At 67.8% G+C, this 14742-nt stretch carries 12 protein-coding genes; 5 read left to right on the top strand and 7 right to left on the bottom strand.

The annotated features are described in order from the left end of the window. Positions 1-39: 39 nt before the first annotated feature. Positions 40-441: a lactoylglutathione lyase gene (gene gloA, locus CMC5_RS20740; protein WP_050432039.1), complete on the bottom strand. Its 402-nt coding sequence runs from the start codon at positions 439-441 to the stop codon at positions 40-42. Further along, positions 438-1019 (bottom strand): transcription elongation factor GreB, encoded by a 582-nt coding sequence (gene greB / locus CMC5_RS20735; RefSeq protein ID WP_082362657.1) that lies wholly within the window; start codon positions 1017-1019, stop codon positions 438-440. Before greB ends, gloA begins: the two co-directional genes overlap by 4 nt. A 92-nt stretch (positions 1020-1111) precedes the next feature. Here greB and udk point away from each other — a divergent pair, with 92 nt between their 5' ends. Then, on the top strand, positions 1112-1768 hold the full coding sequence (gene udk / locus CMC5_RS20730) for a uridine kinase (RefSeq protein WP_050432038.1): 657 nt from the start codon (positions 1112-1114) through the stop codon (positions 1766-1768). A 121-nt stretch (positions 1769-1889) separates the two neighbouring features. Further along, positions 1890-3752, top strand: coding sequence for an acyl-CoA dehydrogenase (locus CMC5_RS20725; RefSeq protein ID WP_050432037.1), 1863 nt, complete (start codon positions 1890-1892; stop codon positions 3750-3752). A gap of 136 nt (positions 3753-3888) precedes the next feature. Here CMC5_RS20725 and CMC5_RS20720 read toward each other — a convergent pair whose 3' ends face one another. Continuing rightward, complete coding sequence (locus CMC5_RS20720; protein ID WP_050432036.1) at positions 3889-4374, bottom strand: hypothetical protein; 486 nt, start codon at positions 4372-4374, stop codon at positions 3889-3891. A gap of 76 nt (positions 4375-4450) precedes the next feature. On the opposite strand from CMC5_RS20720, the gene CMC5_RS20715 reads away from it, so the two are divergent. After that, the gene (locus CMC5_RS20715) at positions 4451-6133 is read left to right on the top strand and encodes a M61 metallopeptidase family protein (RefSeq protein WP_050432035.1); all 1683 of its coding nucleotides are present in this window, start codon (positions 4451-4453) and stop codon (positions 6131-6133) included. A 12-nt stretch (positions 6134-6145) separates the two neighbouring features. Here CMC5_RS20715 and CMC5_RS20710 read toward each other — a convergent pair whose 3' ends face one another. Further along, positions 6146-7063, bottom strand: coding sequence for a lysophospholipid acyltransferase family protein (locus CMC5_RS20710; RefSeq protein WP_082362656.1), 918 nt, complete (start codon positions 7061-7063; stop codon positions 6146-6148). 218 nt (positions 7064-7281) lie between these two features. Between CMC5_RS20710 and CMC5_RS20705 the strand changes: the two genes are divergently transcribed. Continuing rightward, complete coding sequence (locus CMC5_RS20705) at positions 7282-7917, top strand: response regulator transcription factor (RefSeq protein ID WP_050436027.1); 636 nt, start codon at positions 7282-7284, stop codon at positions 7915-7917. A gap of 37 nt (positions 7918-7954) precedes the next feature. On the opposite strand, the gene CMC5_RS20700 is transcribed toward CMC5_RS20705, so the two are convergent. Further along, on the bottom strand, positions 7955-11860 hold the full coding sequence (locus tag CMC5_RS20700; RefSeq protein ID WP_050432034.1) for a serine/threonine-protein kinase: 3906 nt from the start codon (positions 11858-11860) through the stop codon (positions 7955-7957). Between the two features lie 2 nt (positions 11861-11862). Beyond that, complete coding sequence (locus CMC5_RS20695) at positions 11863-12696, bottom strand: hypothetical protein (protein ID WP_245678545.1); 834 nt, start codon at positions 12694-12696, stop codon at positions 11863-11865. 704 nt (positions 12697-13400) lie between these two features. Between CMC5_RS20695 and CMC5_RS20690 the strand changes: the two genes are divergently transcribed. Then, positions 13401-13805: a CBS domain-containing protein gene (locus tag CMC5_RS20690; protein ID WP_050432032.1), complete on the top strand. Its 405-nt coding sequence runs from the start codon at positions 13401-13403 to the stop codon at positions 13803-13805. A gap of 119 nt (positions 13806-13924) precedes the next feature. Here the strand turns inward: CMC5_RS20690 and CMC5_RS20685 are convergent, their stop codons facing one another. After that, on the bottom strand, positions 13925-14740 hold the full coding sequence (locus CMC5_RS20685) for a metallophosphoesterase family protein (protein WP_050432031.1): 816 nt from the start codon (positions 14738-14740) through the stop codon (positions 13925-13927). Between the last annotated feature and the right edge of the window lie 2 nt (positions 14741-14742).

Below are 14742 nucleotides of genomic sequence, written 5' to 3'. Positions count from 1 at the left end.
CCATCGCCGGCGACCTGCACCGGCGGCTGGCATGCCGAGTTACTGGCGCTCGGAACGGCTCTTCTCTTCGATGAGCTCGACCTTGTAACCGTCCGGGTCCTCGACGAAGGCGATCACGGTGGTGCCGTGCTTCATGGGGCCTGGCTCACGGGTGATCCTGCCGCCAGCCTGACGGATGCGATCGCAGGCGCCGTGGATGTCGTCGACACCGAGGGCGATGTGACCGTAGGCGTTGCCCAGCTCGTACTTGTCGACGCCCCAGTTGTGGGTGAGCTCGATCTCCGCTTGCTCGGGGTTCTTGCCGTAGCCGAGGAAGCAGAGGGTGAACTTGCCGTCGGGGTAGTCCTTGCGGGAGATGAGTTGCATCCCGAGGATGTCTCGGTAGAAGGCGATCGAGCGTTCGAGATCGCCCACGCGGAGCATGGTGTGAAGGATTCTCATGATGCGTCGTCCTCGCTGTCGTCGTCGTCGTCGTCGTCGTCGGAGAGGTCGAGATCGGCGGTCACGGGCACCTCGGGTTCGGGCTGCCTCGGTGGAAGCACCTGCGGAATGTAGCGAACGGCGAGGATCTCGAGTTCCACGTCGCCCACGGGTCGGTTGACCACGACCACGTCGCCTGCTGTCTTGCCGAGCAGGGCGCGGCCCACGGGAGAGCGCCAGCTGATCTTGCCGGATTTGCTGTCGGTCTCGTCCTCTCCGACGATCTGGTAGGTGTGGCGGGCGCCGCTCTCTTCCTCGATGTCGATGGTGGCGCCGAAGAAGACCTTGTTCCCGCGCTGCTGCCCCGGGTCGACGAGCATCGCCGACTCGAGGCGCTTGGTCAGGTAGCGCATGCGGCGGTCGATCTCACGCAGCTTCCGCTTGCCGTAGATGTACTCGGCGTTCTCGGAGCGATCGCCCTGGGCCGCAGCGTCGGCGACCTCCTGCACGGTGCGCGGGCGGTCTTTGGATCGGAGGCGGCCGAGCTCCTCGGAGAGGCGTCGGGCGCCGGCGGGGGTGATGTAATTCGGGTTGGACATGGGCTGAGAACGCGGTGGAACGAGACTATGCCGAGGAGGAAGTCGAATCCATCACCCGTACGGGCGGGGTGTCGTGCTAAGGAGCCGCGATCATGAGCGCGCTGGTCGTCGGGATCGCCGGGGGGACAGGCTCGGGCAAGACCACGGTGGCCAGGACCATCGCGGAGGCGCTGCCCGGATCGGGCGTGGCGATGGTGGAGTTCGACGCCTACTACCGGGACCGTGAAGACCTGAGCCCCGAGGCCAGGGCTCAGGTGAATTACGATCACCCGGACGCGCTGGAGATCGAGCTGTTCCTGGAGCACGTGGATGCGCTCCGGAACGGCAAGCCGGTCGACATGCCCATCTACGACTTCAAGAGCCACCGGCGACACACCCAGACACGGCGGGCAGAGCCGGCGCCGGTGGTCGTCGTCGAGGGGATCCTGGTGCTCGTCGACCCGCGGGTGCGAGAGCGGCTCGACATGAAGATCTTCGTCGACACCGATCCCGACATCCGGGTCTTCCGGCGGATCCGGAGGGACATGGAGCAGCGGGGCCGCAGCTTCGAGTCGATCCGCGAGCAGTACTACCGGACCGTGCGCCCGATGCACCTGCAGTTCGTGGAACCGTCGAAACGCTGGGCAGATCTGATCATCCCGGAAGGCGGGAACAACCGTGTGGCCCTGGACCTGATCGTGGCCAAGCTGCGCGCCGTCCTGGAAGCCGCCGGCACCGAGGATCAGCGGACCACGGCCGTCCCGAGCTGAAGCATGCGTTCATCAAGGTGTTGACGCGACGCAGCAGCATGCTAGGCGATTCTGGTAGATCCGCGTGTGTGCCGCCGTGGAGTCCGAAGGCGGCCCGCCCCCGAACGCGGCTGGAGGCCTCATGTCCAACGCCCCGAACCTGCAACAGAACCGTTACAAGGCCGATCTGCGCGAGGTGCGCTTCCTGCTCTTCGAGCAGTTCAAGCTCGACCAGATCCTGGGTCAGGGGCCCTTCGAGGCCTGGGGCCCGGACGAAGTGCAGATGGTCGTCGACGAGGCCTACAAGTTCTCCTGCGAGGTCCTCGGGCCGCTGAACGCGATCGGTGATCGGGTGGGGTGTCGCCTCGAAGACGGGAAGGTGATCACACCGCCCGGCTTCAAGGAGGCCTGGAAGAAGCTGTACGAAGCGGGGTGGATGGCGGTCTCGGCCGACACCGAGTACGGCGGCCAGGGGGGCCCTTTCACGCTGCACATCGCGATCCAGGAGTTCATGTCGGGCGCCAACTCGGCGTTCATCATGTACCCCGGTCTGGCCTTCGGCGCGGCCGAGGTGATCCAGCTCTTCGGCACCGACGCGCAGAAGGAGCGCTACCTGCACAGCATGTACGGCGGCACCTCGGGCGGGACGATGTGCCTGACCGAGCCGCACGCGGGCTCCGACGTGGGATCGTCGACGTCGACGGCGAAGAAGCTGCCCGACGGGAAGTACGCGATCCGCGGGACGAAGATCTTCATCTCCGGCGGTGACCACGACTGCGCCGACAACGTCATCCACCTGGTGCTCGCCCGCGTCGAGGGCGCGCCCGCCGGCACGAAGGGGCTCAGCCTGTTCATCGTGCCGAAGATCCGCATCAACGAGGACGGGTCCCTCGGCGAGGCAAACGACGTGAACGTCGGCGCCATCGAGCACAAGATGGGCATCAACGGGTCCGCGACCTGCTTGCTCAACTTCGGCGAGAACGACGGGTGTATCGGCGAGCTGGTGGGCACCGTCGAGAACCAGGGCATGCCCCAGATGTTCCGGATGATGAACGGGGCGCGCATCTCGGTCGGCCTGCAAGGCGTGGCCGTGGCGGCGTCCGCTTACCTGAACGCGCTGGAGTACGCGCGGGACCGGAAGCAGGGCCCGTCGATCACGAACTGGAAAGACGCAACCGCGCCGAGGGTGGCGATCATCGAGCACCCGGACGTGCGCCGGATGCTGATCGACATGAAGAGCCGCGTGGAAGGCATCCGGGCGCTGATCATCAAGCTGACCCGTCACTTCGATCTCGCCACCGTGCTCAAGGGCAAGGACGACGAGCAGGCGCTGTACCACCAGGGTCAGGTCGATCTGCTGGTGCCGCTGGTGAAGGCCTACGGCTCGGATCAGGGCTTCCGGGTCTGCGAGACGGCGATCCAGACCTTCGGCGGCGCCGGGTACATCAAGGACTACCCGGTCGAGCAGCACTGCCGCGACGCGAAGGTGTTCTCGATCTACGAGGGCACGAACCACATCCAGGCGATGGATCTGGTGGGCCGCAAGCTGGGGCAGCGCGGCGGGGCGAACCTGCAGACCTTCCTCGGCGAGGTGGGGGCGTTCGTGAAGGCGAACGAGAAGGACCCGATCCTCGGCAAGGCCGTGAAGGAGCTGGGCGAGGCGCAGGAGGCGGTGGCCGGGTCGGCGATGCGCCTGCTGGGCTGGTTCCAGATGGGCAAGATGCCGATGGTGCCGCTGGCGGCGAACCGGTTCCTGGAGATGATGAGCGAGACGGCGGTGGCGTGGCTGCTGCTCGATGGCGCGCGCATCGCGATCGACGCGCAGGCGAAGCTCCCGGCCGACGACTCGGCCGCTCCGGAGCGGGCGTTCTACGAGGGGAAGAAGCAGGCGGCGCTGTACTACGCGCTCAACGTGCTGCCCCACGTTCGCCTGAACGCGGAGATCCTGGGCCGCGAGGACGCCTCGGCGCTGGACATCCCGCTGGACGCCTTCGCGACGGTCTGATCGCGTCCGCAGGGGAACGCCCCCTGCCGTCCCCGCCGGGCTCAGCTCGGCGGGGTTCTTTTTTTCCTGTCCAGCGTCTGCCAGCGTCGAGGTCACGCCGGTCCGGATCCGGGCTCCCCTGCTGCTCCCAGCAGCGTCAGGCGGGGACGACGAGGTGCGTCGCCAGTTCGCGAACGGCGATCGGCATCTCCTGAGAGCGGGACACGGTGAGGATCGCGTCCCTGAGCTCCCGTAGCTCGGTGTTGCGGACCCAGAGCAGGGCGAGGCGGGTCATGTACGGCAAGCCCTTGTCCAGCACGGAGCGCACGATGGAGATCGCCGGGAACGAGAAGAGGATTTCTTCCGCAGGGAGGCCTGCGGCACGCGCAGCCTCTTCGAGGGTGTCGTCGAAGTCCTGGCGCTTGGTCTCGAGGACCTCGTAGAAGCTGTGGGCCTGCTCCAGGGTGTAGGGGCGTGGAGCGCTCCCCTCGTCAGGGACGAGGATCCACGAGGCCGCAGCGTCGAGGCCGACGCGGGCGCCCGAGTCCAGGGTGACGAGGGGGAGATAGCGTCCACCCGTCATGGGTTCGCCGCCACCAGCCTCGAGGAGCTCGTGGAGCTGGGTGGCAAGGGGGTTGTCCATGGGGGCATGATGGCACGGGTCACGGTCTGTGCGGGCGCTCCCCTGCCCTCGCTGGTTGACAGCAGGAGAATGCCGGGTGACGGAGCGGGACGTGCTGGCGAGTGCCCAGGAGGCGCGGTGGAGGCGCTGGGCGTCGTTCGGGATCGCGGTCGGGGTCGCTGCGATCGCTGGATGTCGCACCGTCAAAGAGGAGCGAGGGAGCGACGGGGGCGCCACCCTGGCGCCAGCGACGACCGGGTTGACGCTGGAGCTGACGCCGCGGCCGGAGCGGAAGGACATCCTGGTCGAGCTGCGGGTGGGCGGGGCCGCGGCGGCTGCTGTGCGAGAGCTCTACGTGAGCCAGGCCTGGGCCGACACGCACGGAGCCGAGGCCATCGATGCGATCGATGTGCGCGACGAGCGAGGCGAGGTGGTGCTCGATGCGCCACGCGAGGGGTCGCGGGAGCGGGTCTACACGCTGGACCGGGCGCCGGTGGGTGAGCTGCAGGCGAGGTTCACGGCGCGGCCCACCGGGTCACGGCTGGGACTGCGGGTGGAGGCAGACCGGGTGACGGGGGTGGGCTACGGGTTCTTGCTGCTACCGCGGCTGGAAGAGCCTGTGCCGACGCGGGTTCGGTGGAACCTGGACGCACTGGGGCCCGGGGCGCATGGAGTGAGCTCGCTGGGTGAGGGCGACGCGGAGGTCGACGCGACGAGCGAAAAGCTGGCGCGCGCGGTGTACATGGCAGGGCCGGTGATCAGCGCGCGGGCCGGGGAGCAACGGATCCACACGCTGGGCGCCAGCGCGCTCGTGCCGCGGGAGATCCTGAGCTGGGCCGGACGAGCGCGCACGGTGGCCGAGGCGCGTCTGCACCGAGGCGAGGCCGAAGGGGGGGCCGAGCCGCTGACGATCTTCCTGGTGGGCGAGCCGGGGCTCGGGCGGGATCACGATGGGACCTACCTGGGGGGCTCGCTCGGGCTGTGGTTCGATGGAACGCGCTCGTTCGACGCGGGGCTCCGGATCGCGCTGACGCACGAGCTGTCACACCGCTACCTGGGCGGGGAGATGATGGTGCTCGACGAGGAGGGGGAGCCCTCGGCGTGGTTCACCGAAGGGTTCACCGTGCACTACGCGCGGCGACTGCTGTTCGACGCGGGGATGATCACCGCCGGCGAGTTCGCGGAGGATCTGAACCGTATCGAGGAGGAAGCGCTCGGGGCACGAGGGCACGAGCGGGAGGCCTACCGGCGAGGGTCCCGCTACGCGGCGCTGCTGGATCACCGATTGCGGCGCTCGTCCAAGGGGGTGAAGTCGCTCGACGAGCTGCTCGCAGGTCTGCGGAGCCGGGGAGAACCTCAGGTGAAGGTGGACGACTTCAAAGCCGCGGTCGGCGAGGCGCTGGGCGACGAGGGGGTGACGGAGCTGGAGCGTCTGGTGCTCCGGCGTGAGGGCGAGGTGGATCTGCCGTCGAGCGCGTTCGGCCCTTGTCTGCGGCGGGTACGGGAGCAGCGGAAACTGTTCGACGTGGGCTTCGACGTTGCGAGCTTGGCGTCGGGAATGGACGTGATCCGAGGGGTGGTGCGCGGATCGGCGGCGTCGCGGGCGGGCCTGCACGATGGGCTCTTGGTGCTGCAGGTGCGGAAGCTGCCGAAGCCGGAGGAGGGGCTGTCGACGGAGGTGGACCTGACCGTGACCGACCACAAGGGCGCGCGGCGGGTCCGCTACCGCCCCTGGGCGATTCATGCGGTCTATCGCTGGAAGGCACGGCCCTGCGCCTGAAGGCGCTCGAGGTCAGGTCATCGTGTCCCGGCCTTCGTCGCGTTCGACGAAGTGGAACCACTGTGTCGGGCTCTCGCGGACGAAGCGCTCCATGGCGCCGACCATGGCGCTCGCAGCCGCAGCGCGTTCAGCCTCGCTCGGGCGGCGTGGTAGCCAGATGGGGGTGGAGGCGACGGCTTCATAGTGGAGGAAGCCGAGTCGACGGGTGAAAACCGGGAGGATGGGGGCGCCGCTGAGCGCTGCCAGGGTCAGAGGCCCTTCGGGACAGCGCCACGGGGTGCCGAAGAGAGAGACCTGACGTGAGCGGGCTCCCGGTGGGGTGCGATCGATCTGCAGCGCCACCGCAGCGCCCCGGCGGAGATGTGCGAGCAGCGGGAGCGCGTCGAGAGCGCTCTCGCCCGCGTGGACGACCTGGATCCCGGCCCGCGCGCGAGCTTCATCCTGGAGGGCGCGGGCCTGCGCGTCACGCTCACGTTGCATGACCACGACCACGCCGCCCTGGTGAACATCGCGCATGATCTGACCCGCGAGATCCCACCCGCCCGTATGCGCAGTGGCCAGGATGACCCCTCGTCCTGCGGCCGCGGCAGCGTGATAATTCTCCACCCCCTGCGCGCGGCTCTTCAGGATGAAGCCGCGCTCGCTTGCGAGGAGCAGGCCCTCCGTGAGGCACGAAGCATAGGAGGCGAAGACCTCCGAGATCTCGCGCAGATCGACGACGGGCGACCTCGACCCGCGAATCCAGCGCAGGTTGGACTCGACGAGCTTTCGCTTTGCAGGGAGCGCGGCACCGAAGAGAAGGCCGAACAGAGGTGGGCTGTAGCGCACCCAGAACTCGGGACCGTGGTGAACGCCGGCGAGCAGGGCGCGACGCCACAGCGCAGAGTCCGACTGAAGGGCTGAGCGAAGCCGCTCACGCAGAGGGGGCATAGGCGGCCCTTGTACCTCAAACCGCATGACCCAATGCCCCCTCCCGATGCCACCGAGGACCGCGTCGACGGGACACGGTGAAGAAACGAGCAACTCCAGCGGAACACGCCGCAGCAAGAGCGGTCGCGCGTCTCGACATGGCGCCACATGCCCTGGTAGGACGCTTCCATCGATCCAAGCCGAACATCGTTGAACTCGAGCTGTTGAAGGGAGCCGACATGGACTTGCTGCTGATCGATGATCAGAACGTCGTACGCGAAGCGCTGGCGCTGGCGCTGCAGGGTCGTCCTGGCATCGACACCATCCTGCAAGCGGAGTGCGCTCGAGAGGCGCTCGCGTTGCTCGACCGGCATGCATGCCAGCTCGCGATCCTGGAGCTGTCGCTCCCTGATCAAGCAGGGAGCGAGCTGATCAGACGGCTGAAGGCGCGCGAGGGGCTCCGAGTCATCGTGCTCTCCACGCACCGCGACGAATTCAGCATCGCGGAAGCCATGCGGGCCGGAGCGGACGGTTACCTATCCAAGCGTGCCAGCTTGAACGATCTGCTCGGAGCGATCGAGAGCGTCGTCCATGGTCGCGGGGCCCTGTCGTCCGACGTGAGCGCGGCGATGGTCCGGGCGATGCAACGGCGTGAGGTGGCAGAGGGGAACATGGTCGCTGCGCTCAGCGAGCGAGAGCGACAGGTGCTGCGACTCCTGGCTCTGGGGAGCTCGGCCAAGGAGGTCGCCGCGCAGCTCTCGATCAGCGTGAAGACGGTCGAGACGCACCGCGCACGGCTGTGCGCCAAGGTGGCCACGAACAGCGTCGCCGACCTGACGCGTCTGGCAGTGCGCTCAGGGCTCGTCCAGGCCTAGCTGGCTGATACGGTGCGTCCTGAGGCAGCCCCAGAGGTCAGGACGCTTCGCCTCCCAAGGGTGCGTCCGAGAGGGAAAGCGTCCTGGCGTTGTCGGGGACCTGGGTGAGGAAACTGTCACGCCAGCGGAGATCGCTGATTTTCGCCGCACGCGAGAGAAGGTGTTCGCGCGCCGTGGCGAGCACGGAGGCGGCATCCGACGACGCCCCGGTCGCCTCCAGCGCCTCGGCGTAGGCAAGGCGGACGAGAGCCTCACCCTCTTCGAGGGAGCCCAGCTCCTGGAGCGCGGCGTGGGCCTCGCGCGCCGAGAGGAGCGCCTCCGCGGTGCGCCCCTGCGCCAGGAGAGCGCGTGAAAGGAGCGCGACGGCCGACGCGCGCAGCGACGGAGCAACCTTGAGTGTCTCGGCGGCAGCGCGGGCTTCGCGCTCGGCTGCGACGAGATCCCCGGACAGAAAAGCAATCTCGGCGAGGTAGACGCGCGAGACCCCCTCGGTGCGCGCAGCCCCTTGCTGCTGGAAGGCATCCACGGCGCGCTGCTCGATGACGCGCGCCTCGTCGAGATTGCCACGATACGCGAGCGGCTTGCCCAGGTTGTGGAGGATCACCGTCTCCAGGTCGTCGAGGCCCATGCGGGCGGCGATGGTGAGCGCCGAGCGCAGCGTCTCCTCGGCATGCTCGAAGTCGCCCAGTTCGGTGTAGATGAAGCCCAGGTTCGAACGGATGGTGCAGGCGTTGCGCTGATCTCCGGCGAGATCGAAGGCCGCCTGAGCGGCCTGGAGTTCTCTGAGGCACGCTCCCGGATCACCGGCCGCCGAGGCGCGAAACGCACGCATCTGGTGCAGCTCCGCCGCGACCTCGGGGTCGAGGCGACCTTGCTCGGCGATGGCCTGGTCGAGGCGGGAGATCAACGCGTCGGCCTCTGCGAAGCGCCCACCGAAGGTGAGGTACGTGGCGCAGTTGCTCAGGCAGACCATCTGGGCACGCCGCGCGTTTTCTCCCCCGGTGACGACGCTGGCGACCGCGGCCCAGCGCGCCACGCGCTCGGTGGCCCCGAGGCGCCCGGCGGCGATGGCAGCCTGCATGCCGGCCCGGAACCACGCGGCCGACAGAGGCTGCAGCAGATCGGTCGCCTCGTTGGCGCGCTGCTCGGCCATGGCCAGCTCACCCCGCCACAGGTTGGCCTCCGCCTCGATGAGCCGCACACCACCCAGTTCCGGCCCCTCGGCGCCCGCCTCGGTCGCGCGGATGGCGCGCTCCAGCGCGGCGGAGAGATCGTTGGCCTCGAGGGCTTGCTCGGCAGCCCGGCGGTACCAGCGCACAGAGCGATCGGGCACGCCCCCGCGCCGGAAGTGCTCGGCGATCGTCATCGCGTCGGGATGCCCCGTGCGCTCCAGCCACTCCCCCGCGAGGCGATGACCCAGCTCCCGATCGTGATCGGTGAGCATCGCGTACGCAGCCTCCCGGACGATCGCGTGCCGGAAGACGTAGTCGTTCGCGAGCAAGCCAGGCGTGTTGATGGGCGCGATCAGCTCCCTCGCCGAGAGCGCCTGGAGCACGGACTCGATCTCGCGGTTCTTGTTCTCACCGCCCAGGAGCGCGGTCACGCCGAGTTTCGAGAACCGATCACCGAACACGCTCGCCGCCCTGAGCGCACGCTTCGCCTCCGTCCCCTCGGCGTCGAGACGCGCTTCCACGGTCCCCAGCACGGAGTCGGGCAGCCCATCCTCCTTGCCCGCAGCGACCGCGCGGATCAGCTCTTCGAGGTAGAACGGATTGCCGTCGGCACGATCGACGAGCCGCGCCACCACGTCATCGGACATCTGCTCGCCCAGCACCCCTCGCACCAGCTTCTCGCTCGCCCGCGGCGGGAGCGGACCGAGCTTGATGAGCTGGACCTCGCGATCCACCCAGAGCGACGGAAACTGCTGGTGGATCTCGGGACGCGCGAGCACGAGCAGCATCAGCGGCAGATCGCGCAGGTTGCGCAGCGTGGCGTCGACGAGACGCACCGTCGCCGCGTCCCCCCAGTGCAGGTCCTCGAGCACGAGGAGCACGGGCTGCGCGGAGCACTCGGCGGTCAGCCAGTCCTCCCACGCAGCGCGCGTGGCATCGCTCATCATCATCGCGTTCTCACGCGCGGCGCGGAGCCCTCTCGCCTCTCCTTCCGGGAAGGGAGTACCGACGACCTCACCGAGGAACGCCGAAACCGTCGACAGGGCCGCCCCCTCCAGGTGCCGCCCGAGGCGCGCCTTCAGTTTGCGTCGCCGTACCTCGAGCGGCTCGCCATCGCGAACGCCGGCGGCCCTGCGGATCGCGTCCGCGATGATACCGAACGGCGATCCTGCAGCGACCGAGCTGGCCCGCCCGATCATCACCTCCAGCGGATCGGCGATGCGCCGTGCGCGAGTGACCAGCTCCTGACGAAGACGCGACTTTCCAGCGCCAGCCGGCCCGGTGACCAGCACCGCGCTGGCGAGCGACTCCTGCACGCAGCCTGCGAACACCCCCTCGACGGCCGCGAGTTCACGGCTGCGACCGACCCAGGGGCTCGGCCTCCCGAGCAGGAGCGGCGCTCCCTCGTCGGAGCTGCTCTCCCCGGCCAGGTAGAGCCCGCCCCCGTCGCTGTTCACCTCGAACCGTGCGCCCAGCATCCCCGCGGTGACATCGTCGAGCCGAACGGTACCGCCCGCCGTCGCCCGCAGCGCCCGCACACCGCGGTCGATCACGTCCCCCTCGATCAGCTTGGCGGACGACACGCCGCGACCAGTGACCACGCAGATCGGGATGTGCTGGAAGCGCTCGCGCAGCAGGAGAGCACATTGCACAGCGCGCTCCGCACGATCCACGGCGCTCCCCGGCCCGGAGACCACCGCCACCAGCGAACCGCGCACGAGCTCCACGAGGTGGGCGCCACATGCAGCGATGGAATCCCGGAGGTCCGTCGCGGCGAGCGCCTCGGGATCGAGCCCTCCAGCCGAGCCGGCGTCTGGATCGCCCGCGAGCACCAGGCTGACCAGACGCGCCTCCCGGATGGTCAGGCTGTCCGGAGACCGCACCGATCCAGGCGGCATCGGCGCGGAGACCAGCGTCGAGCGGTCCAGCGGCGTGGTCCACGTGGCGATCGCAGGCTCGATGGCGTCGAGCGCGACGCAGACCTCGGCGCCATTGCGCGGGCGCTCGGCAACCACCTTCGACATCATCCGCTCGATCAGCCGCTCCAGCAGCTCGGGGACGTCATGGCGCAGCTCCCGGAGCCGGGGCGGCTCCTGGAACAGCAGCTTCGCCAGGGCGGCCATCAGGTGCGCTCCTTCGAAGGCCGGCTTGCCGGCGATGCACTCGAAGACCACGCAGGCGAGCGAGAACACGTCGACGGCCGGATCCTTCGCTGGCTGGCCTTCCAGCTGCTCGGGAGCGATGTACCCCGGCGTGCCGAGGATACCCCCCGTGTACGTCAGCCGGTGGGTGTCTCCATCAGGACGCGCGATCCCGAAGTCCACCACCTTGAGGCGGCGCACATCACCCGTCACCAGAAACAGGTTGGACGGCTTGATGTCACGGTGAACGATCCCGTTCCCATGAGCGTACCCGAGGGCCTCGGCGGCCTTCCGGAGCATGGTGACGCTCTCGAGTGGCGTCAGGGCACGACGGGCCAGGCGCGCGGCCAGATCCTCCCCTTCGAGCCACTCCATCGCCAGGTAGCGCTCGCCGGCGGTGGTGGTCCCGTGGGCGATGTATCGAACGATGCCAGGGTGATCGAGCTCGGAGAGGATGCGGGATTCCCGGTCGAATCGATCGACGTCGAGCGCGTCCTGTCCGCGGAGCATCTTCAGCGCGACGGTCGACCCATCCAGGAGGTCGCTGGCGCGAAACACCGTGCCCATACCACCCGACGCCGCCTGCCGCTCAATCGAGAAACGGCCTGCGATGAGGGTGCCGGGATCCATGTTCACTCTCTGAAGACTGTAACAGACCCCTCGTACCTGTTGCCACCGCAGTAGCCGGTATTGTCCTCACACTTGGAGTAGCTTCCGTCCGGGTTCAGCCAGTTGCATGCCTGGTTGCAGTTGCCCACGACGTTCAGAAAGCAGTTGTTGACGCTCGGCCCACAGACGCGGGGGATCTGCGTCTTGCCGGGCGACAGGCAGGCAAAGAGCTGCTGGGGCTTGGCGAAGATGTCCCCGTAATACGTCGCCTCGCGATCCCGGTACGTGAGCCACTCGAATAGCGACGTGCTCAGCGCGGGGTGCTTGCCCCGAATCGAGATCTGCAGCGGCTGCCCGAGGTAATCGACGCGCGAGATCACGCACCCCGAGACCCAGGAGCGGCACTCGCCGTCGCACTTGCCATTGGCCTTGCCCCACTTCGGCGCCAACCCGAGCTCTCCATCGAAGCCATAAGTCTGACCGTCCACTTTGACGTCGAAGTGCTTCCCCTTCTCCAGGGCGCAGCTCGTGATGTATTGAAGGAGCAGACGCGCCTTCGCATCCTTGAGCGCCGCCTTGGTGAGCGAGTTCGAGGTCAATGCATTCGAGGTCAATGCGTTGGACGTCAGCGCGTTCGACGTCAGCGCGTTCGACGTCAGCGCATTCGAGGTCAATGCATTCGACGTCAGCGCGTTGACGACAACGACCTCCTGCTCCGCCTCACCCACCACCTCTTCCTCGCCGACATCCTCGAACGCGCTGAAATCCTCTTGCTCCTCGACGGAGGCGACGCACCCCGTCTGAAAAGCAAGCGCGCCCATGGCGATAGAGAGGGTGAAGCCTGGAATCTTCCTCATGATGCTCAATCCTACAATCGATTCGGCGCTTCGTGCCACATCAACTTGGCGAGATTTCGCATTAAGTTCCGTTCTCTTCACGCCTACACTTCTCTGCACTCCAACACTTCTCTGCACTCAGAGTGCCACCTTGCGGTACTGACGGTGTCTGCCCCTTCGTGGAATGCATTATTCCAATCTACCCGCTCATAGCGGTCCCGCTGAACGACAGAGCACGCACCCCCTGATCTGGCCCTGTGGGTAGCGTTGTCCGGATAGCGCTGCTGAAAGTCACCTGCAACGCACGTATGCGATAACAGCAGAAGAACTGTCGCTATCCTGCGACGCTGTGCCCCCAGCGACCTCCGGTGCGCAGCGGCGCGCCGGCGCGCCATGGGGGCACCAACGACAGGCCACCATGAGAGGGCGACCCTGGTCTGCGATCGTGCATTTCCAGCAACCAGCGACTTGCCTCGGGCGGCCTCCTCAGCTCCCCGAGCGCACGTGCGATTTCAGGAGCACGGGGCAGGCCATCGCTGGGCTCCTCCGGTTCCGGCCTCCGGATCGAGACCAACGGAAAGGTCGACCGGCAGGCTGCGGCCGTTCCTGACACCCGCTGAAACCGAGGCGAATCGAACCAGGCGCCCGTAACTGACCCAGCTCCTGCCCAAGGCGGGGGTCCCCTGATTGACACCGCTCGCTCCCCTCTTTAGGAGCTGGCGTGCATGAAGGGCCACGCGCGCCACCTGATGACCGAACACGTCTTCGCCCTCACCCCGGGCACCCTGCTCTCCGAGGTCGCACGAATTTTCGCTGCGAACGGGCTGAGTGGCGCGCCGGTGGTGGACGACGAGCACCGGGTGCTGGGGTTCCTCAGTGAAACGGATCTGCTCGGTTCACTGCTCCGGGGAGACCAGGAGGAATCGACCGCCGGTGACGTCATGACACAACCCGCCGTTGTGGTGGACGAGTTCACACCGACCGACGAGGTAATGAATGTCCTCCGCCAGGGCGACATTCACCACGTTCCGGTCGTCCGTGAGGGACGGCTCATGGGAATCATCACCCCTCGGGACATCCTCAAGTACGTCGTGGAGCACACCCTCCCGCCGCCCGAGGAGCTCGCCTGACGCGCTGACCCGAGGCAAGGACGCACCGACCGAGGGAGCGTCACGAACATCCCGCCAGCGCCCCCAGCGCGACCTGCTCGCTGCTCGTCCCGCGCGACCAAACCACCCGCGCGACCGAACTACCCCGCCCGATCGACCTGATAGCGCGCCCGCTCGGCCCCCTCGATCTCGACGATCACCCGCTCCGGCGTGACGCGCACCACGGCGTGTGCCGCGGCTGGACGCCCGGGAGCATCCTCGTCCAGGTTCTCGATGAGGCTCTGGACGGTCACGTAAGGAATGCCGGCGATGACGTCGAGGTGATTCCAGTGAAGGTGGCCATTGAAGACGGCGCGCACCCCGTGCTGCTGAAAGAGGGAGCGCAGCGCCCGACGCTCCTCGACGAGGCAGATGTGAGGGCTGCCCTCGAACCAACGGTTGCCGCGCAGATCCTGGTCTGCCGCGCTGTGGTGCATGAAGACGACCGTGGGCCCGCGGGCCGCAGCCAGATCCTCGGCCAGCCAGCGGATCTGGGCCTCTCCGACCGTGACGTCCACGTCCTTCTTCTCGCGGGTGTGGAGCACCACGAAGTGAAACCCGCCACGATCGAAACTGTAATGGAGGCCCGGCAGCTCCGGCTTGCCCCAGGCTGCGAGCAGATCCGCCGGACGCAGGTGGACCAGGTCGTGGTTTCCAGCGACGTTGACCAGCTCCGCCTGGACCCCACGGAGCGTCTCGATGCAAGCGCCGTAGCGCGCGCGGTCGGCCTCGAAGCCCTCATCCTCGATATCGTCGCCGAGGTTCACCACGAAATCGGGACGGACGGCTTCGTTCATGCGGGAGACGAAGGCGCGAGCGAGCGCCGGCGCGTCTGCGGTCAGCTTGCGGAGCTTGCCCCCGAACGATGCCTGCGGTCCGAAATGCAGATCGGTGACGAGCGCGAAGACCAGCTCCACGT

Origin of the sequence: Chondromyces crocatus (genome assembly GCF_001189295.1) — a bacterium.
GTDB classification, from domain to species: domain Bacteria; phylum Myxococcota_A; class Polyangia; order Polyangiales; family Polyangiaceae; genus Chondromyces; species Chondromyces crocatus.
The sequence above is the reverse complement of the archived record's forward strand: the minus strand, read 5'-3'. Positions and strand labels throughout refer to the sequence as shown.

Excerpts from the sequence above, each read along its gene's own strand:
- gloA (WP_050432039.1), bottom strand. The coding sequence starts at position 441 with ATGAGAATCCTTCACACCATGCTCCGCGTGGGCGATCTCGAACGCTCG.
- greB (WP_082362657.1), bottom strand. The coding sequence starts at position 1,019 with ATGTCCAACCCGAATTACATCACCCCCGCCGGCGCCCGACGCCTCTCC.
- udk (WP_050432038.1), top strand. The coding sequence starts at position 1,112 with ATGAGCGCGCTGGTCGTCGGGATCGCCGGGGGGACAGGCTCGGGCAAG.
- CMC5_RS20725 (WP_050432037.1), top strand. The coding sequence starts at position 1,890 with ATGTCCAACGCCCCGAACCTGCAACAGAACCGTTACAAGGCCGATCTG.
- CMC5_RS20720 (WP_050432036.1), bottom strand. The coding sequence starts at position 4,374 with ATGGACAACCCCCTTGCCACCCAGCTCCACGAGCTCCTCGAGGCTGGT.
- CMC5_RS20710 (WP_082362656.1), bottom strand. The coding sequence starts at position 7,063 with ATGCCCCCTCTGCGTGAGCGGCTTCGCTCAGCCCTTCAGTCGGACTCT.
- CMC5_RS20705 (WP_050436027.1), top strand. The coding sequence starts at position 7,282 with ATGGACTTGCTGCTGATCGATGATCAGAACGTCGTACGCGAAGCGCTG.
- CMC5_RS20700 (WP_050432034.1), bottom strand. The coding sequence starts at position 11,860 with ATGGATCCCGGCACCCTCATCGCAGGCCGTTTCTCGATTGAGCGGCAG.
- CMC5_RS20695 (WP_245678545.1), bottom strand. The coding sequence starts at position 12,696 with ATGAGGAAGATTCCAGGCTTCACCCTCTCTATCGCCATGGGCGCGCTT.
- CMC5_RS20690 (WP_050432032.1), top strand. The coding sequence starts at position 13,401 with ATGAAGGGCCACGCGCGCCACCTGATGACCGAACACGTCTTCGCCCTC.